Source organism: Deltaproteobacteria bacterium, assembly GCA_016875225.1.
Classification (GTDB): Bacteria; Myxococcota_A; UBA9160; order SZUA-336; family SZUA-336; genus VGRW01.
Map to the genome: position 1 here is coordinate 1 of VGRW01000069.1, position 18,535 is coordinate 18,535.

An 18,535-nucleotide genomic window follows, 5' to 3' on the forward strand; every position below is an offset into this window, starting at 1 on the left:
CCCCAGCGGCGCGTACGAGTCGAGAATCGAGAGGATCTTCGACTCGTCGCGCGTCGGCAGCGGCAGGATCACGCGCTTCACGCCCTGCTTCGCGAGCTTCTCGAGCTGGCCCGGCGCGGCGGGCGCGGCGAAGAGCGATACGTCGATCTTCGAGAAGTCGCGGCCGCGCCGGTCGCACGCGCCGCGCAGCTGCGCGAGCCGCTCGTCCAGGTCGCAGCTGCCCGCGATCGGCATCCAGCCGTCGGCGTACTCCGCGACCCGCTCGACTGCGTACTTGGAGCTTGCGCCGATCAGGATCGGCGGGTGCGGCGTCTGCACCGGCTTGGGCTCGACCCAGACCGGATCGAAGTCGAAGTGCTCGCCGTGGAACTCCGCGTCCTTCTTCGTCCAGCACTGCTTCATCGCCAGGATCGACTCGCGCGTGACCGCCCAGCGGTCCTCGAACTCGACGCCGTGGTTGCGCAGCTCCTCGGCGTTCCAGCCCGCGCCGACGCCGAAGACGAAGCGCCCGCGCGAGAGCGCGTCGAGCGAGCCGATCCGCTTGGCGAGCGCGATGGGGTGGTGCTCGGGGACGATGCAGATGCCGGTTCCGATCTTGAGCTGCTCCGTCACGGCCGCCGCCTGCGCGAGCGCGACGAACGGCTCGTAGCTCTCCCAGTAGATGCTCGGCAGCTCGCCGCCCGCCGGGTAGGGGGTGCGCCGCGACGCAGGAATGTGTGTGTGCTCCACCATGAAGAGCGACTCGAAGCCGCGCGCCTCGGCCTCGCGCCCGAGGCGGACCGGGTGGATCGAGTAGGTGGTGGGAAAGATCGAGAGGCCGATGTCCATTCCGTGCAGCCTATCACTCCGCTCGCGTGGCCGACCAGAGCTGATAGAGTCGTGCGGTGACGAGCGACCGAGTGCGCTCCTTCGCGACCGTGGGTGCCGCCTACGCGGCGGCGCTCGGAGCTGCAATCGCAACCGGCGCCTTGCTGGGCAGTGACTCGCCCGTGCTCACGGTCTTAGCCGCCGATCTCGTCGCGACGCTGGTGATCTTCGGCGCGAGCCTGTGGCTGGCGAACTCGAGCATGTACGACGCGTACTGGAGCGCGGCTCCGCCGGTGATCGCGCTGTACTGGGCGAGCGCGCCTTCGGGATCGCACGCCGATCCGGCGAGACAGGCGCTCGTTCTCGCGCTCGTCTTCGCCTGGGGGATTCGACTCACCTGGAACTGGGCCCGCGGCTGGCCGGGTCTCCACCACGAGGACTGGCGCTACCGGCAGCTGCGCGAGAACGAGATCGCGCCGTACTGGCTGGTGAGCCTGACGGGCATCCACTACTTCCCGACGTTGCAGGTCTTCCTGGCCTGCCTTCCGCTCTACGCGGCGCTCGCGATCGGCGCGGCTCCGCTCGGGCCGCTCGATGCGGTTGCCGCGCTCGTCACGGCAGGGGCGATCGTGCTCGAAACCACCGCCGACGAGCAGCTGCGCCGTTTCAGCCTCTCGGCGACGGAGGGGCAGATCTGCGAGCGCGGGCTCTGGGCGTGGATGCGCCATCCGAACTACCTGGGTGAGATCCTGTTCTGGTGGGGGCTCTGGCTCTTCGGCGTGGCCGCTGCGCCCGGCTGGTACTGGAGCGCGGTCGGTCCGCTCGCGATCACCGCGATGTTCCTCTGGGTCAGCATCCCCATGCTCGAGCGACGCAATCTCGCGCGCCGGCCGGGCTACGCGGAGGTCATGAAGCGCGTGCCCGTGCTCCTGCCGCGCCGACCGCGGCGGTGATCGAGAGAGAGATCACCGTCCCTGCGAGCGCGAGCCGCATGTCCTTCTGCGCGTCCCACTCGTCGCCCTGCGTGCCGAGGAAGGCGATGCCGAGCTCCGGGTCGACCACGCGCGCGGCCCAGAACTCGACGATCTCGTAGCCGCCCGCGAGGCCGAGCATCACGAGCCCGGCGACGGCGTAGCTCCAGCCGCCGCGCAGGCCCAGCACGCGCACGCCGATCTCGTGCAGCGGGCGGGCGAGTAGCAGGCCGAAGCCGAAGTGGGTGATCCGGTCGAAGTGATTGCGCGAGGTGTCGAACACGTCCTGGAGCCAGAAGCCCAGCGGAGTCTCCGAATAGGTGTAGTGCGCCGCGTAGGTGTGCATGACGAGGAAGACGAAGATCAGCAGATACGACGTGCGCGAGAACGCGAAGCGCCGGTAGGTGAGCGCCAGCGTCGGAACGAACGCGAAGATCAGCAGGTTCTCGAGCAGCCAGTCGCCGCGGTCGAGCGGCGCGATCGCCGCCGCGATCCAGACCACCGCATACGCGAGCAATAGCGCGCGGATCACGGTCGCATCGGATCTGGCTTCGATGTTCGCCTCCCTGCGATCCTGTAGCATGAGGCCTTCCCGACGAACGGGAAAGAGGAGATCCCGAAGATGTCCGTCGCGCGCGCCCTGCTTCTCGGAGTTCTCGTCTCCTGTCTGCCCACGCTCGGGTGTCAGGTGATCTCGGCCAGCGTCTCCTCGCCTTCCGATTCGATCTCCGGAACTGGCCACGCGATCGCCGGAATCTTCAGCGCGATCTCGACTTCGTCGGGCAGCGGCGGCGACGGCGATTCCGCGAAGGAGAGCTACCGGCGCGACCTGCGCCAGTACACCGCGGCGTTCGCGCGCAGCGGCGGAACCTCGGCCGACTTCCTGCGCGGAGTGACGCGGATCGCGGAGAACCACGGCGTCAGTCACTGGGAGGCCGAGCCCGCGACCCCGTTCGCGATCGGACAGGGAATGCGCGAGGCGAGCTTTTCGGAGGCCGAGATGAACGCGTTCTGCTCCGAGCTCGGCGCGGGAACTCCGGCGGCCGAGATCGCGCTTCGAGGCTGGCAGAGCGCCGGCGGCTGACGGCCGTGCGCGCGCTCTTGCTGGGACTCTGCGCGGCGGCCGCGCTCGACGTCTCGGCCGCGGAGCTCGGCATCGTCTACGTGCGCGCGAACGTCGGCGCGGCCAGCGGCGGTCACGCCGCGCTCGTCGCGGGCGAGACCGTCTACCACCTGCAGGCCGACGGAGACGGTCGCTACCGGATCGCGCGCGACGAGTGGGCGCACTTCGTCCACGTGTACGCCGGGCTGCAGAATCGTCCCCTCTCGATCGCCCGCGTGGAAGTGAGCCGCGAGACCCGCGAGCGCGTGCTCGACCGATTCGCTCGGGAATACGTCGAGCAGGAGATAGCCGCCGCCCGGCGGGAGGCGCTCGCGGAAGACGTCGCCTGGCTCGAGGCCCGGGTCGAAGGCCGGCCGGCTCCACCGCTCCGCGCCGCGGGTCTGCTCGATCCGAAGCGATCGGCCGACCCCGACGCGCTGCGACTTCGCGAGATCCTGCGCGAGCCGCTCGAGGCCGCGCTTCGCTCGCAGAGCGAAGCGTCGCCCCACGCGACGGAAAAGAGCCTCGAAGGTCTGCGCGAACGGCTCGCGCTCCGCGAAGCGCTGCTCGCGCTCGAGCACGGCTACGGGCTCGCGCCCGAGGCGATCGCGCGCGTCCCCGAGCGCTTCGACGACCCGCTCTCCGCGCCGGAGCGCGCCAGCCTGGAAGCGCTCGCTTCGCGGCTCGAGCGCGAGAGCGCGGAGCTGCTGCGATCCTCGAGGCCGGATCGGGGCCGGGCGCTGCTCCTCACGCAGGCGCGCTACACCGCCGTGCGTCGGTCGCTGGCGTCGGATCGACTCGTGCTGCTCGACGCGTTCTCGGGCCACGGCGACGATGCCGCAGCCGAGGCGCAGCGCCCCGACGAGCCCCTGCGCGCGCGCCGCGCAGAGTACGCGGGCGAGCTGCTGCGGCGTGGCCGAGCTCTCGTGCTCTCGGGCGGACACAGCGATGAACCCGCCTACAACGCGCTCGAGGCCAGCGCCGGCCTGCTCCAGCGCGCCGAGGCAGGTGCGCCCGACGGCGCGCTACTCGATCTGGAACGGCGCAAGCTACCCTCGCGCGCGCGAAGCGTGGGCGTTCCGGAGTTCGCCGGAGATCCCGGCCCCTCGCTCGCGTCGGCGCGGGCACGCCTGGCCGAGCTCGATCGCGACGCCCGCGAGCGCTGGAGCTACGACCTGATCCGCCGCAACTGCATCACCGAGCTCGCGCGCAAGGCCGACGAGGCGCTGGCGGGCCGAGTTCCCGCCGACGAGGCGCTCGGCTTCATCCCCTTCGTCTTCTTCGCCCGCGTTCGCGAGCGCCTGCCGCTGTCCGGTGTCGCGGAGATCCCCTCACACCGCGCGCGCGAGCTCGCGCGGATCGAGCGCGAATCGCCGGGCGCGCTAACCCGATTCCGCGAATCCACCGCGCTCGGCTCGACGATCTACTCGCCGCGGCGAAGCGACGGCGCGTTCCTGCTCTTCACCGACGACGTGTTCTGGCGCCGGCCGCTCTACGGGATCGCGAACCTGGTCTGGGCCGCGGGCTACGGGGTCTATGGCCTGGCCGCGCTCCCGTTCGATCGCGGCGAGCGCGTCTCGGCCGGCGTCTCCGGCGCGTTCTGGAGCCTGCCCGAGCTCGCGTTCGAGAACGTGAGGAAGGGCTCGTTCGAGTGGATCGAGGTCACGGCCGCACCCTGACTCGCGGCTCCGATGCCATACTGCGTCCTGCGCAGCTGTTGCAGGAGGAGCGATGCCGAAACCGTTCGAGGGCAGGATCGGCCGCACGTTCGAGGACTCGTCGGCGTGGTGGCCGCCGCTTCCGAAATCGCCCGACGGCGCGCCCAACGTCGTGATCGTGGTGCTCGACGACGTCGGCTACGCGCAGCTGGGCTGCTACGGCTCGGACCTCGCGACGCCGAACTTCGATCGCCTGGCCGCGAACGGCCTGCGCTACGCGAACTTCCACACCACCTCGCTCTGCTCGCCCACGCGCGCCTGCCTGATGACGGGCCGCAACCACCACGCCAACGGCATGGGTCGGATCGCCGACTTCCCCAGCGGCTTTCCCGGCTACGACGCGGTGATCCCGAAGGAGAATGGCTTCCTGCCCGAGATCCTGCGCGAGCGGAGCTACGCGACGTACGCGGTCGGAAAGTGGCATCTCGCTCCGACGACCGAGACCACGATGGGGAGCCCCCGCGACAAGTGGCCGCTCGGCCGCGGCTTCGAGCGCTTCTACGGCTTCCTCGGCGGCGAGACCGACCAGTACCACCCGGATCTCGTCCACGACAATCACCAGGTCGAGGCGCCGCGCACGCCCGAGGAGGGCTACCACTTCAGCGAGGACATGATCGATCACTCGATCGCGTTCCTGAAAGACCTGCGCGCGACCTACGAGCGCAAGCCATTCTTCCTCTACGTCGCGCCGGGGGCGTGTCACGCGCCGCACCAGGCGCCGGCCTCGTTCATCGAGCCGTACTGCGGCCGCTTCGACAAAGGCTGGGACCGCTGGCGCGAAGAGGTGTTCGCGCGCCAGCTCGCGAGCGGCCTTCTGCCGAAGGGAACCGAGCTCTCCGAGCGACCCACCTGGGTGCCGTCGTGGGAGTCACTCTCCGGCGACGAGCGGCGGCTCTTCGCGCGCATGATGGAGGTGTACGCCGGCTTCATGACGCACACCGACGCGCAGATCGGGCGGCTGGTCGACTTCATCGAGCAGCTCGGCGAGCTCGACGACACGCTCCTGATCCTGATGAGCGACAACGGCGCGAGCGCCGAGGGCGGGCTGAAGGGCTCCTTCAACGAGGCCTTCTTCTTCAACATGGTGCCCGAGAGCCTCGAGGAGAATCTGCGCCGGATCGACGATCTCGGCACGCCGCGCGCGCACAACCACTACCCGTGGGGCTGGGCCTGGGCGGGAAACACGCCGCTGAAGCGCTTCAAGCGCGACACGCACGAGGGGGGCGTCTGCGATCCGCTGATCGTGCACTGGCCCGCGAAGCTGGGCCGACCTGGCGAGACGCGCCACCCGTACGTGCACGTCGTCGACATCGCGCCGACGATCCTCGAGCTGCTCGGCGTCGAGCCGCCCGCGCAGCTCGCGGGCGTCGCGCAGTCGCCCATGCACGGCACGAGCTTCGCGCACACGCTCGCGGACGCGGGCGCGCCGTCGCGGCACGTCACGCAGTACTACGAGATGATCGGCTCGCGCGCGATCTACCACGACGGCTGGAAGGCGGTCGCCTATCACCCCGCGCGCGCGGCGGTGTACGACGGCACGGACGTGTCCAAGCCGTTCGACGACGATGTCTGGGAGCTCTACCACGTCGCCGAGGACTTCTCGGAGGTGCGCGACCTGGCGGTTGCGCGCCCCGAGAAGCTCGCGGAGCTGCAGGCGCTGTGGTGGAAGGAGGCGGAGCGGAATCAGGTGCTGCCGCTGAACAACCAGCCCGGACGCTTCGGCGATCAGCGCTTCCGCCGCGAGCGCTACGTCTTTCACGCGGGCATCGGCCGGCTTCCCGACAGCGTGGCGCCGAACCTGCGCAATCGCGGCTTCATCATCGAGGCGCACCTGGACGTGCCCGAGCGCAGACCCGTCGAGGGAACTCTGGTCGCGCACGGCGGCAGCGCCGGCGGCTACGCGCTGTACCTGAAGGGGCGCCGACTGCACTTCGTGCACAACCTGCTCGGAATGCAGAGCACGACCGTCTCGGCCAGCGTCGAGCTGCCCGCGGGCCGGGTGATCGCGCGCGCCGTGTTCAAGCCGACCGGAGCGTTCCGCGGCAACCTCGGGCTCTTCTACGACGCGGTGCCCGTCGGCGAGGGAACGCTCGCCCGAACCACGCCCGTGACGTACGGCGCGGGCGGATTCGCCGTCGGCTACCAGCCCGGCCCGCCCGTCACCGACGCGTGTCCCGGCCGCTTCGCCGTGCCCGACGGCCTGGTGCTGCAGGTCGTGATCGAGGCGCAGGGCGCGCCCCACCGCGACCCCGCCGCCGAGGCGCGCGTCGCCAGGGCGAAGCAGTAGGGGCCGTCCGCGAGGCGGGTTCTAGACCCGCGCGGTCGCGCGGATTTCGACCAGCGCGCCGGGGATCGCGAGTTCGGAGACGCCGATCGCGGTCCAGGCCGGGTAGGGCTGCTTGATGAAGTCGGCCTTCACGGCGCTGAACACGGCGAGGTGCTGCATTCCGACGTGGAAGGTGGTGATCTCGACGATGTCGTCGAAGTCCGCGCCGGCCGCCGCGAGCACCTGTCCGAGGTTCTCGAAGGCGATCTTGAACTGCTCCTTCGGATCGGCGGGTACCGTCTTGCCGGGGCCGGCCCAGCCGAGCTGGCCGGAGCAGTACAGCATCTTCCCCACCCGCACCGCCGGCGCGAAGTGGAACTGCTCGTAGTAGAACTCCATGCCCTTGGGGATGATCGTGCGTCGTTTGCTCATGCGCGCAGCATATCACCGCGCGCCGGGCGCGGGCCGGACGATCAGGTCGACGCCGCTCGCGCCCGCGCCGACGGGCAGCGGCTCCGCCGTCTCGAAGAGCGCGCCGCTCGTGGCGACGATCCGCGCCTCGAGCGCGGCGCGCTCGTCGGCCACGGCGTCGGGCAGGTACGAGATCAGGAACGGGATCGGCACCGGCCCCTCGGGCGAGATCAGCGTTCGCGCCAGAAGCCGCTCGCCGCGCAGCAGGCGCACCTCGACGCGCGCGTCCGTCGGAAGCGCGATCCGCTCCAGATACGTGACGACGCCGGAGATGCGATCGACCTGCCCGCGGCGCCAGGTTCCTGCGAGATACTCGGCCGGCTCGGCGACGAGTGAGAGGGCGTCGCGATCGAGCGAGGCGATGCGCAGCCGCACCGGAGTCGGGCGCGGGTCGCGGTCGGTCCGGGTCGAGATCACGAGCTCGCCGCGCGAGACGGCCCAGGCGACCCCGTCCATCGAGAAGATCCCGAGCAGCGCGACGCTGCCGTCCTCGCGCAGATCGAAGCCCTCCAGGCCCGTGGCGCCGTCGCGGATCTCGCGCACCCAGGCTCCGGCGAGGTCGGCCTCGGTCCGCGAGCTCTGGCCCGGGTCGGGCCGGCGGCAGGCGGCGAGCGCCAGCAGCGGGAGCAGCGCGAGCGCGACGACGGTCTTCATCGCGCAGAGCTTATACTCGCGCGGCGAACCAGGAGGAACGAGATGGCGGATCTGCTCTTCGAGAAACGCGGGCACACGGCGTGGATCACGATGAACCGGCCGGAGCGCATGAACGCGATCAGCATGCCGATGCTCGAGGCGCTCGGCGACGCGCTGGTCGAGATCGATCGCGATACCGAGATGCGCGTGATCGTGCTGACCGGCGCCGGTCGCGGCTTCTGCAGCGGGCTCGACATGAAGGACGCGGCGGCGGGACGCGGGATCGGCGGCGCCGGCGTGACGTCTCCGCAGGGCGGGGCGGCGCACATCTCGACGCGCGACATCCCGACCGTGACACTGAATCGCGTCGACGTGCCGATCCTCTGCGCGCTGAACGGCCCGGCCGCCGGTTACGGGCTCGACCTGGCGCTCGGCTGCGACATCCGGCTGATGAGCGACCGCGCGAAGCTCATGCCCGGCTTCGCCAAGCGCGGCATCGTGCCGGAGAGCGGCGGCACCTGGTACCTGCCGCGCCTGGTCGGCTGGGCGCGCGCCTGCGAGATCGCGTTCCTCGCCGACGACATCGGGCCCGAGCGAGCGCTCGAGCTCGGACTCGTGAACAAGGTCGTCCCGCACGACCAGCTCGAGAGCGAGGTGCAGCGCTGGGCCGACAAGATCGCCGCGAACGCGCCGCTCGGCGTGAAGGCGATGAAGCGGCTGTTCCGGCACGGGCTCACCGAGGACTTCGAGTCCCACACGCACCACGTGCTGATGCAGCTCCTGCTGCTGTTCCGCTCGCAGGACTTCCAGGAGGGAATGCGCTCGTTCCTGGAGAAGCGCGAGCCGAAGTTCAGCGGGCACTGAGGCGGCGGTGCGCTCGCTCGGCGGAGCCGCTCTGCTCGCCGCGCTCGCCTTCGGCTGCGCGCCGTCGCCCGAGCAGCCGGCCAGGCGCTTCCAGGCTGCCGGAAATCACGAAGTCGTGCTCGAGCACGCGGGCCGCGAGCGCAGCTTCATCCTGCGCCTGCCGCCGGACTTCGTGTCGCGCGGACCGCTGCCCGTCCTGCTCGCCTTCCACGGCGGCGGAGGCAACGCTTCGGGCTTCCAGAAGTACGCGGGCCTCGACGAGCCGGCCGACCGGCTCGGCTACGCGCTGGTGTACCCCGACGGCACCGGCCGGCTCGGCCGGCGCCTGCTCACCTGGAACGCGGGCGCGTGCTGCGGATCTGCGATGCAGCAGGGCGCCGACGACGTGGGCTTCGCGCTCGCCGTGCTCGCGAACCTCGCAGGTGAGCTCGACCTCGACCGCACGCGCGTCTACGCGACCGGTCACTCGAACGGCGGGATGATGGCGTACCGGCTCGCGGCCGACGCGGCGAGCCGGATCGCCGCGATCGTTCCCGTCGCCGGCGCCGACATGACGCTCGAGTTCGCGCCGTCCGCAGCGGTTCCGGTCCTGCACATCCACAGCGTGGACGATCCGCGCGCGCTGTACGCGGGCGGCCCGGGTCCGCGCTTTCCGTTCACGACCCGGCGCGTGCAGCACCGCGCGGTCGAGGCGGGCCTGGCGCGCTGGCGCGAGCGCGACGGCTGCGCGGGCCCTGGACGGGAGATCGATTCGCGAAGCGCGGGCCCGCACGCTGCGGTGCTCGTCGACTTCGGACCCTGCGCGGACGCAAGCGCCGTCGCCGTCTGGAAGCTCTCCGGCCCCGGGCACGGCTGGCCGGGCAGCGCTTCGGTGCTCCCCGAGCGGATCACGGGGCCGAACACGACCGTGATCTCGGCCGCCGACGAGGTCTTCCGCTTCGTCGCCCGCTTCTCGCGTCCCGACGCGCCCGCGCTCACGTCGCGCTAGACGCCGGCCAGCACCTCGTCGAAGCCCTTGCGCAGGCATGCGACCAGAAGATCCGGGTCCGGGATCGAGGCTGGATCGCTCGAGATGCCCAGGTGCGAGCCATCCGTATAGCTGAACAGGGTGACGTTCAGCGCCGCGCCCGTGAGCGGGCCGAAGCCGAACACCGACTCGAGCCGCGCGCCCGAGAGGTACACGTCGAAGCGCGGTCCGGGCACGTTGCTGGTCACGAAGTCGACGCCCTTCAGCATCGAGCCGAAGAGCGAGGTCGTGACGGAGGCGGGCAGGCGATTCAGAACCCCGGAGACGTCCGCGATCAGACCGAGCGCCGGCTCGGCGCGCTGCTCGGCGACCAGATTGCGGATCGCGCGCATTCGCTCCAGCGGGTCGACGATGCCGATCGGGACCGGAAAGCGCGCCGGCGCGAACTGATTTCCCGCGAGCTTCGCGGTCGCGTCGTCGCGCACGTTGATCGGCATGGTCATGCGCAGGCTCTCGGGGCTCGCGCCGTGCGCCTCGTGGTACAGGCGCAGTCCGCCGGCCACTCCCGCGACGAACGCGTCGTTCAGCTTTCCGTCGACGAGTTTCGCGGCGGCGCGGAGCTTCTCGGTCGAGAGCGCCAGCGTGTCGAGCCGCAGGCTGAGCGAGCGCGCGCGCATGATCGGCGAGAGCGGCTCCGAGACCGGCCGCAGCATGCGGGCGATCGACGCCGCGGACTCGGTCGTCTCGCGCGCGAGCGCTGTGGGGTCGCGCACCAGACCTAGGAGATTCGCGCGCGTCGCGCGAAGCGAGCGCTGCGCGCGCCCGAGCTGCCGCCGCCACTCGTGACCGAGCGCGTCGAGGAAGCGTTCGCCCTGGGTCATGGGCACGGCGTCGGCCAGCGGCGGGAGCGGACCGGGATCGCGTCCGGGCTCGGCCCTGCGTTCGACCATGGCCTCGGTCATTCGAACCAGACCGACGCCGTCCGAGAGCGAGTGGTGCAGCTTCAACACGAGCGCCGCGCGCCCCGCGCTCATGCCCTCGAGCACGTAGAGCTCCCAGAGCGGCCGCGCGCGATCGAAGCCGGCCATGACGACGGGCGAGGCGAAGTCGAGCACGTCGCGTAGCTCGCCCGCGCCGGGCGCGCGCAGCCAGCGCAGGTGGTAGCGCAGGTCGAAGCTCGGATCGGCTTCCCAGCGCGGCGGAGCGATCGACGCGGGATTCGAGACCACGTGCTGGCGCAGGCGCGGGATGGTGCGAGTCGCGCGCTTCCTCTTCGCCTCGAGTCGCGCGTGGTCCGGGGCGGATTCGAGCAGCCAGACCACCGCAATCGTGGAGCGGAGCAGGGGGTCCTTCTCGATGTTCCACATCAGCGCGTCGCCGTCGCTCATGCGGCTCTCGAAGCGGATCGCGTCGGCCATGGGGGGGCTCCTCGCGGCTGGGGGAGCCCGAGTCTACCGCGTCGGCGCGATCCGCGAGGCGACCCAGCGGTAGGCGAGCAAGGCGACGAAGAAGACCGCGATCAGGATGACACCGTTTCGCAGCAGGACGCTCGCCAGCGTCTGCGAGAGCGCGCCCTTGGCCGTCTCGAGATCCGCGAGCAGGCCGCGCACTTCCGCGGCCGTGTCGCGGATCGCGACCGCGGCGCGCTCGTACTCGAGCACGTCGAAGGGCCGCGGCGCGGCTTCGCCCGGCTCGCGCGGCGGGCCCGGGGCCTTCAGCTCCGCGACCAGGCCACCCCAGGCGACACCGGCCTGGTTCACCTGCTCCGAGACGCGCTCCAGCGCCCGGACGACGGCATCGGTCTTCTCGGCCGTCGTCCCCGTCTCGACGATCGCGGCGCGGTACGAAGCGAGCAGCGCCGAGAGCGTCTTGCTGCGCAGCTCGAGCTCCTCCGAGATGCCGACGATCGTCTCGCGCATGTCGTCCGGCGCGCGCTCGGCCACGGCGGAGAGCCGTTCCGCGCTCTGCGCCACCGAGTCGAACGAGCGCTGCGAGTGCTCCAGCACGCCGCCCTCTTCCTGCAGATCGTAGGAGAGCAGCTCCATCTGCCAGCGCAATCGCTGCGGCAGCTGATCGACGATCTCGGTGAACTGCGCCGCGGTGGCGTTGAACTCGTGGATCGCCTGCGCCCCCGACTCGACTCCGGCGATCGCGCGAAACGGCGCCATCGGCAGGCCGATGATGTCGTTGAACACGCCGCCGGTCTCGGCCCTGGCCAGCCCCGCCTGCATGCTCTCGCGCAGGAACTCGCCGCGGAGGGGGTGACTCTTCGCCAGCTGCTCGACGTCGCTGCGGAGATCCTCGAGCTTCGCGGGCGGCAGGAACGAGGCGCCGAGCCGGAGCGCGTTCTGCTCGATCTCTCGCGCTGCATCGAGCGCGATCTTCTGCTGTTCGCCGAAGAGTGAGCTGCCCGCGCCGTCCTCGAAATACTGCCGCTGCGCCACCGCCACGGTGAGCGACTCGACGTAGCCGGTGCGCGGGTTCACGTCGCTCGCCGCGAGCTGCGCCGCCGCGGGCATGCGAATCTTCCAGAGCAGCGACAGGCGGCGCAGCTTCGGATCGGTCGTCTGCAGCGCGATCCGATCCGCCGCCTCCGTCACGATCACACCGAAGCCGTTGCTGAACTCGAGCAGCTTCTCGCGGAGCTCCGCCTGCGTCAGCTCCTGGCTGCCGGGGTAGAGCGACTGCACCTGCCGGCCCACGGTGTTCAAGACGGAGCAGGACAGCGTCGAGAGCAGAGCGAGAAGAAGGATCGGCCTGCGCATTCCTCGCTCCGATTCAGGCTTGGAGCTGCCGCACGCCGGATGGCTCGATCATCGCCGGAATCTCCCAGAGTTCGGGCTCCAGCATAACCGCTCGGCCTGCAGACGACAGAACCTGCCCGAAGCTACTCTCCGGACGCCGAGAACGAGGCCCCGGAGGCACTGGCGACGTGAAGCACGCGGGGAGCGAGGCGCTCGACGCGCTCGAAGGTCTGCTCGTGAAGCTGCGCGAGCACGAAGCGCTCTCGGAGCGCAAGCGGGGCACGTTCTACCGCAAGAGCTCTGCGTTCCTGCACTTCCACGAGGACCCCGCGGGCCTCTTCGCCGACGTCAAGATCGACGGCGAGTTCGAGCGCTTGCGCGTCGGCACCGCCCGGGAACGCGCCGCACTGCTCCGCGCGGTCGCGGTCGAGCTCGCGAGGCTCAGCCCCGCAACGCCTCGAGCTGCGCGGAGTCGAGATACTCGTCGAGGCGTGTGATCCGACCGCCGGCCACGGCGCAGACGATGCACGCGGGGACTTCGAGCGGCGCGCCATTCGGGGCGCGGCCGCGCAGGACGTGCTGCTGCACGAAGCCGGTGGGAGTCGCGTGGCGGCGGATCTCCTCGTAGCGCCGGCCGGCGATGTTCTTCACCACCGAGGCCAATACCTGCAGGTTCTGCTCGACGCTCCGCGTGGCCTGGTCGTGGTCGTGCCAGATGCGGGCGTCGGGAAGGTGGATCGCGCACAGGGTCTCGATGTCGCCCTTCGGGATCGCGGCTTGTCTCGCGCGGTTTGTGGCATTCTGAGCGTCGAACAGCCGAGAAGGAGATCCGGGATGCGCGTAGTCGCTCTCGTCGCCGCGATCGCCGTGTTCAGCGCCGACGCGCTCGCTGCCGACCCCTGGTACCCGTCGAAGTACGGCAAGGACGACACGATCGGGGCGGCGAACAACCTCTCGCCCGAGATCGTGGTCGAGGCCGCGAAGCTCGTGAAGACCGGGAAGACCTACTCGCTCGGCGTGACCACCGGCCCCGACACGCCCGCGTACGGCACGCGGAACTTCCAGATCTTCACCGAGGCGAGCATCATCGGAACGCCGCTCGGGACCAACAAAGCGACCGGGAACGACGACTTCCTGGCCACCTGGATGGGCATCGGCAGCCAGCTCGACGGGCTCGGCCACCTCGGCATCGACTACACCTACTACAACGGCCACGAGGAGTCGGAGTTCCTGCGCCCGCACGGGCTGCTGCTGCTCTCGACCGACAAAGTGCCGCCGATCGTGACGCGCGGCGTGTTGCTCGACTTCGTGGCGCTGCAAGGCGCGGATCTCGCGCCCGGAAAGGCGATCAACCGCGCCGAGATCGAGGCCGCGGTGGCAAAGCAGGGCACGCCGATCCGCAAGGGGGACGTAGTCCTGCTCCACACCGGCTGGCTCGCGTCGATGGCCGCGAAGGACAAGAAGGCCTTCCTCGAGAAGGAGCCCGGCCTGGGCAAGGGCGGCGCGGAATACCTGGCGTCGCTGGGCGTGGTCGCGGTCGGCTCGGACGGCTGGGCGGTCGAGGCGATTCCGTTCGAGAACCCGGACGAGGCGTTTCCCGTGCACCAGATCCTTCTGGCGCGAAACGGCATCTACATCCTCGAGAACATGAACGTGGGACCGCTTGCGGCGGACCGGGGCTACGAGTTCCTGTTCGTGCTCGGCCAGCCGAAGTTCGCCGGCGCCGTGCAGGCGATCATCAACCCGATCGCGATTCGCTGACCGGGCGGGAGTTCCATGGAAGAGATCCGCTACGAGGCGCCGACGTCGCTCGCACGCGCGTCCGAGCTGCTGCGCGAGCCGGGCGCGAAACCGCTCGCGGGCGGGACGGACCTGATCGTGCAGATGCGCACGGGTCGCGCGGCGCCGCGGTTGTTCGTCGACGTGAAGCGGATTCCCGAGCTCGCGGGAATCCGCCTCGACGCCGACGGGATCTTCGTCGGCGCGGCGGTCCCCGCGGCCGAGATCGTCGAGCACAGCGAGCTCGCGCGGATCTGGCCGGGCCTGGTCGAGGCGGTCGACCTGATCGGCTCGACGCAGATCCAGGGCCGGGCCACGCTCGGCGGGAACCTCTGCAACGCGTCTCCCGCGGCCGATTCCGTGCCCGCGCTCTGTGCGCTCGGGGCCGTCTGCGTGATCGCCGGGCCGCGCGGTGAGCGGCGCGTTCCGGTCGAGAGCTTCAACACCGCGCCGGGTCGGAACGCGCTCGCGCCCGGGGAGCTCCTGGTGGGCCTGCGGATTCCGCGCCCGGCTCCGCGCGCCTCCGACGCCTATCTGCGCTTCACGCCCCGCACCGAGATGGACATCGCCGTCGTGGGTGCGGCGGTCGCGCTCGGACTCGACGCGAACGGCGTCTGTACACATGCGCGTGTCGCACTCGGCGCGGTGGCTCCGACCGCGATTCTCGTCCCGGAAGCCGCGGCGGCGCTGGTCGGATCGCGCGGCGACGACGGCGCACTGTCGCGTGCAGCGGCGAGCGCGAGCGCGGCCGCGCGCCCGATCGCCGACAAGCGCGGCAGCATCGAGTTCCGGCGCAGGATCTCGGGGGTGCTCGTCCGGCGCGCCGTCGCCACCGCCTTCGAGCGGGCCAGAGCCGTTGGGAGCCCGAAATGAAGATCCACGTCAGCACGCGATTGAACGGAGAGCCGACCGAGTTCCTCTGCACCGCGGAGCGAAGCCTGCTCGAGGTGCTGCGCGACGACCTGCGGCTCACCGGAACCAAGGAGGGCTGCGCGACCGGTGATTGCGGCGCGTGCTCCATTCGGCTCGACGGTCGACTCGTCTGCGCCTGCCTGGTGCTCGCGCCCGAGGCCGAGGGGCGCAGCATCGAGACCATCGAGGGCGTCGCGAAGGGCGACGAGCTCCACGTTCTGCAGCGCAAGTTCCTGGAGCACGCGGCGCTTCAGTGCGGGATCTGCACACCCGGCCTGATCGTGGCCTCGAAGGCGCTGCTCGAGCGCGATCCCGATCCGAGCGAGGAGGAGACGCGCTACTGGCTCGCCGGCAACCTCTGCCGCTGCACCGGCTACGACAAGATCATCCGCGCCGTGCTCGACGCCGCCGCGGAGCTGAGGGGCCAGACGCGATGAGCGAGCAGAATCCTCCGGCTGACCGGAAGTGGAAGTACGTCGGCACGCGCCCGGTCCGGCACGACGGGCTCGACAAGGTGACGGGCCGCGCGCAGTTCGGCGCCGACCACTCGCTACCCGGAATGCTCTGGGGAAAGGTGCTGCGCAGCCCGCACGCGCACGCGCGGATCCGCGGAATCGACGTCTCGGCCGCGCTCGCGCTCGACGGCGTGCACGCGGTGATCACCGGCCGCGACTTCCCCGACGTCGCCTCCGAGGCCGGCGAGGGCGGCGAGGGCGGGGTCGACTACCGCGATCTCGCCATGAACGTGATGGCGCGCCAGAAGGCGCTCTACCACGGGCACGCCGTCGCTGCGGTCGCGGCGACCAGCGCCCGCATCGCCGAGGAGGCGTGCCGGCGCATCGCGGTCGACTACGAGGTGCTGCCCCCCGCGCTCACGCTCGAGGCGGCGCTGGCGAAGGATGCCCCGATCCTGCACGAGGATCTGCGCGCGACCGGCCACGAGCCGCTCCCGATCGGCGCTACGAACGTGGCCTCGCGGCGAGAATCCGGCCGCGGCGACCTGGCCGCGGGCTTCGCCGCCGCCGACGTGGTGGTCGAGCGCGAGTTCCGCACGCCGATGGTCCACCAGGGCTACATCGAACCGCAGGCGGTTCTCGCGCGCACCGGCCAGGACGGGCGCGCGGTGGTCTGGTGCTGCACGCAAGGCTCGTTCACGGTGCGTGCGTTCTGCGCGAAGGTGCTCGGCCTCTCGAACGACATGATCAAGGTGATCCCGACCGAGATCGGCGGCGGCTTCGGCGGAAAGACCACCGTCTACGTCGAGCCGCTGGCCGTGCTGCTCTCGCGAAAGGCGGGCAGGCCGGTGAAGATCGTGATGACGCGCGAAGAGGTCTTCCGCGCCACCGGCCCGACCTCGGGTACACAGATCCGCGTCAAGATGGGCGCGACCCGCGACGGAAAGCTCACCGCGGCCGACGCGACGCTCCACTACGAGGCCGGAGCCTTCAAGGGCTCGCCGGTGGGCGGAGCGATGCTGACGATCTTCGCACCGTACGCGCTGGAGACTTTCCGGGTCGAGGGCTGGGACGTCGTGCTGAACAAGCCGAAGGTCGCGGCCTACCGCGCGCCGGGCGCGCCGATGGCGGCGCTGGTGGTCGAAACCGTCATGGACGAGCTGGCGCAGAAGCTCGGGCTCGACCCGATCGACTTCCGGCTGGCGAACGCCGTCCACGAGGGCGTGCGCGCGACCTACGGGCCGAAGTACCGCGCGATCGGCTTCATCGAGACGCTTCGCGCCGCGAAGAGCCACCCGCACTACAAGGCGCCGCTCGGTCCGAACCAGGGCCGCGGCGTGGCCTGCGGGTTCTGGTTCAACGCGGGAATGTCCTCGTCGGCCACCGTGTCGATCAACGAGGACGGCTCGGCGGTCGTCGTCACCGGCAGCCCGGACATCGGCGGCTCGCGCGCGTCGCTCGCGCTGATGGCGGCCGAAGAGCTCGGGATTCCAGTCGAGAGCGTGCGGCCGGTCGTCGCCGACACCGAGGGGATCGGCTACACGGACGTGACGGGCGGAAGCCGGGTCACGTTCGCGACCGGCACGGCGGTGGTCGAGGCCGCGCGCGACGTCGTGGGGCAGCTCCGCAATCGCGCCGCGCGGATCTGGGAGGTCGAGCCCGAGTCGGTCGCCTGGGAGGACGGCCACGCCGTGCTTCTCGCCGAGCCGCCGGGGGCGCACGCGCCGATGAGCCTGCGCGAGCTCGCAGGCCGCGCTTCGCAGACCGGAGGGCCGCTCGTCGGCAGAGCGGCGCTGGCCGCGCGCGGCGCGGGCCCGGGCTTCGCGACACATCTCTGCGACGTCGAGGTGGATCGCGAGACCGGCGCGGTGAAGCTGCTGCGCTACACCGCGGTTCAGGACGCGGGAAAGGCGATCCACCCGAGTTACGTCGAGGGCCAGTTCCAGGGCGGGGTAGCGCAGGGCGTGGGCTGGGCGCTGAACGAGGAGTACCTCTTCGATCGCGACGGCGCGCTCTCGAACCCGAGCTTCCTCGACTACCGGATCCCCGTCGCGAGCGACCTGCCGATGATCGACACCGTGATCGTCGAGGTCCCCAACCCGACGCACCCCTACGGCGTGCGCGGCGTGGGCGAGGTTCCGATCGTGCCGCCGCTGGCCGCGGTCGCGAACGCCGTGCAGCGCGCGGCGGGAGTCACGCTCGCGGAGCTGCCCATCTCGCCGCCGCGCCTGCTCGAGGCCATCGACCGCGCGGGCTAGCGGCGTGGCGCGCGTGTTCTTCGCCTCCGGCCTGCGCCGCTTCGTGAGAGGCGCCGAGTCGGTCGAGCTCGAGGCGCGCGACGTGCGCGAGCTGCTTTCCGCGCTCGAAGCGCGCTACCCGGGAATCAGCGCCGCGATCGGCGCGGACTGCAGCGTCGCGATCGACGACGAGATCCTCCCGCGCGCAGAAGCGCATCTCGAGCGCCTGCGACCCGACAGCGAGGTCCACTTCCTGGCGCAGATCTCCGGCGGCTAACCCGCGCGCGTCTCGAGCAAGAGAGCCTCGAAAGCGCTCGCGCGCGGGTCCGTGCCGCCGACGATCCGCGCCAGCCACGCCCGCACATAGGCCGCATCGAAGCGATCCCCTCGGGAATGAAGGATCTGCTCGACGTCCGCCCAATCCTTTCGTCGATCGAAGAGCACCTTGAAGACCACCAGATCTTCCGCGGAGAGCACCGAGATCGTCGTCCCGAGGAAGCCGGCATGCCGCGCGCGCTCGCGGCAGGCGTCGTGGAGCGCGTCGTAGGCGAAGAACAGATCGAGTGGAGTGCCGGCCCAGTCGAGCCGGACCTGGCCATCGCGGGCCCC

18 protein-coding genes and 1 pseudogene are annotated in these 18,535 nt (G+C 70.9%); 12 read left to right on the top strand and 7 right to left on the bottom strand.

What is annotated here, in order from left to right:
- Positions 1-828 (bottom strand): LLM class F420-dependent oxidoreductase (locus FJ108_14340; GenBank protein ID MBM4337062.1); only part of this gene is annotated, 828 nt, incomplete at its 3' end.
- 71 nt (positions 829-899) lie between these two features.
- Between FJ108_14340 and FJ108_14345 the strand changes: the two genes are divergently transcribed.
- The gene (locus FJ108_14345; protein MBM4337063.1) at positions 900-1,760 is read left to right on the top strand and encodes a DUF1295 domain-containing protein; all 861 of its coding nucleotides are present in this window, start codon (positions 900-902) and stop codon (positions 1,758-1,760) included.
- Here the strand turns inward: FJ108_14345 and FJ108_14350 are convergent.
- The gene (locus tag FJ108_14350; protein ID MBM4337064.1) at positions 1,714-2,361 is read right to left on the bottom strand and encodes a DUF2238 domain-containing protein; all 648 of its coding nucleotides are present in this window, start codon (positions 2,359-2,361) and stop codon (positions 1,714-1,716) included. The genes FJ108_14345 and FJ108_14350 overlap by 47 nt on opposite strands.
- 39 nt (positions 2,362-2,400) lie before the next feature.
- On the opposite strand from FJ108_14350, the gene FJ108_14355 reads away from it, so the two are divergent.
- Genes FJ108_14355 through FJ108_14365 form a run of 3 tightly spaced genes read left to right on the top strand, consistent with a single transcriptional unit; the run spans position 2,401 to position 6,885 of the window.
- The gene (locus FJ108_14355) at positions 2,401-2,862 is read left to right on the top strand and encodes a putative lipoprotein (GenBank protein MBM4337065.1); all 462 of its coding nucleotides are present in this window, start codon (positions 2,401-2,403) and stop codon (positions 2,860-2,862) included.
- A gap of 5 nt (positions 2,863-2,867) precedes the next feature.
- Positions 2,868-4,559 carry a hypothetical protein gene (locus tag FJ108_14360; protein ID MBM4337066.1) on the top strand — a complete coding sequence of 564 codons (1,692 nt, stop codon included), beginning with the start codon at positions 2,868-2,870 and terminating at the stop codon, positions 4,557-4,559.
- 52 nt (positions 4,560-4,611) lie between these two features.
- A complete protein-coding gene (locus FJ108_14365) occupies positions 4,612-6,885 on the top strand; it encodes an arylsulfatase (protein MBM4337067.1) in 2,274 nt (757 codons plus the stop codon).
- Between the two features lie 21 nt (positions 6,886-6,906).
- Here the strand turns inward: FJ108_14365 and FJ108_14370 are convergent, their stop codons facing one another.
- A complete protein-coding gene (locus FJ108_14370; protein ID MBM4337068.1) occupies positions 6,907-7,296 on the bottom strand; it encodes a RidA family protein in 390 nt (129 codons plus the stop codon).
- Between the two features lie 12 nt (positions 7,297-7,308).
- Positions 7,309-7,989 carry a hypothetical protein gene (locus FJ108_14375; GenBank protein ID MBM4337069.1) on the bottom strand — a complete coding sequence of 227 codons (681 nt, stop codon included), beginning with the start codon at positions 7,987-7,989 and terminating at the stop codon, positions 7,309-7,311.
- A 42-nt stretch (positions 7,990-8,031) separates the two neighbouring features.
- Between FJ108_14375 and FJ108_14380 the strand changes: the two genes are divergently transcribed.
- Both FJ108_14380 and FJ108_14385 read left to right on the top strand, forming a co-directional pair.
- On the top strand, positions 8,032-8,832 hold the full coding sequence (locus FJ108_14380) for an enoyl-CoA hydratase/isomerase family protein (GenBank protein MBM4337070.1): 801 nt from the start codon (positions 8,032-8,034) through the stop codon (positions 8,830-8,832).
- Between the two features lie 7 nt (positions 8,833-8,839).
- Positions 8,840-9,820, top strand: a complete 981-nt coding sequence (locus FJ108_14385) for a polyhydroxybutyrate depolymerase (GenBank protein MBM4337071.1) — start codon at positions 8,840-8,842, stop codon at positions 9,818-9,820.
- Here the strand turns inward: FJ108_14385 and FJ108_14390 are convergent.
- A complete protein-coding gene (locus FJ108_14390; GenBank protein MBM4337072.1) occupies positions 9,817-11,217 on the bottom strand; it encodes a DUF1298 domain-containing protein in 1,401 nt (466 codons plus the stop codon). The genes FJ108_14385 and FJ108_14390 overlap by 4 nt on opposite strands.
- Before the next feature lie 33 nt (positions 11,218-11,250).
- Positions 11,251-12,564, bottom strand: coding sequence for a hypothetical protein (locus FJ108_14395; protein MBM4337073.1), 1,314 nt, complete (start codon positions 12,562-12,564; stop codon positions 11,251-11,253).
- 167 nt (positions 12,565-12,731) lie between these two features.
- On the opposite strand from FJ108_14395, the pseudogene FJ108_14400 reads away from it, so the two are divergent.
- Positions 12,732-12,965: pseudogene (locus FJ108_14400) on the top strand (hypothetical protein).
- A 19-nt stretch (positions 12,966-12,984) separates the two neighbouring features.
- On the opposite strand, the gene FJ108_14405 reads toward FJ108_14400, so the two are convergent.
- Positions 12,985-13,359 carry a ketosteroid isomerase gene (locus FJ108_14405; GenBank protein MBM4337074.1) on the bottom strand — a complete coding sequence of 125 codons (375 nt, stop codon included), beginning with the start codon at positions 13,357-13,359 and terminating at the stop codon, positions 12,985-12,987.
- Between the two features lie 18 nt (positions 13,360-13,377).
- On the opposite strand from FJ108_14405, the gene FJ108_14410 reads away from it, so the two are divergent.
- Genes FJ108_14410 through FJ108_14430 form a run of 5 tightly spaced genes read left to right on the top strand, consistent with a single transcriptional unit; the run spans position 13,378 to position 18,203 of the window.
- The gene (locus FJ108_14410; protein ID MBM4337075.1) at positions 13,378-14,304 is read left to right on the top strand and encodes a cyclase family protein; all 927 of its coding nucleotides are present in this window, start codon (positions 13,378-13,380) and stop codon (positions 14,302-14,304) included.
- Positions 14,305-14,319: 15 nt separating this feature from the next.
- Positions 14,320-15,195, top strand: a complete 876-nt coding sequence (locus FJ108_14415) for a xanthine dehydrogenase family protein subunit M (GenBank protein ID MBM4337076.1) — start codon at positions 14,320-14,322, stop codon at positions 15,193-15,195.
- Entirely contained in the window at positions 15,192-15,671 is a 480-nt protein-coding gene (locus FJ108_14420; protein ID MBM4337077.1) for a (2Fe-2S)-binding protein, read from the top strand. The genes FJ108_14415 and FJ108_14420 overlap by 4 nt, the downstream gene beginning before the upstream one ends.
- A complete protein-coding gene (locus tag FJ108_14425; protein ID MBM4337078.1) occupies positions 15,668-17,947 on the top strand; it encodes a xanthine dehydrogenase family protein molybdopterin-binding subunit in 2,280 nt (759 codons plus the stop codon). The genes FJ108_14420 and FJ108_14425 overlap by 4 nt, the downstream gene beginning before the upstream one ends.
- Before the next feature lie 4 nt (positions 17,948-17,951).
- Positions 17,952-18,203 (top strand): MoaD/ThiS family protein, encoded by a 252-nt coding sequence (locus FJ108_14430; GenBank protein ID MBM4337079.1) that lies wholly within the window; start codon positions 17,952-17,954, stop codon positions 18,201-18,203.
- The last annotated feature ends 332 nt before the right edge of the window (positions 18,204-18,535 follow it).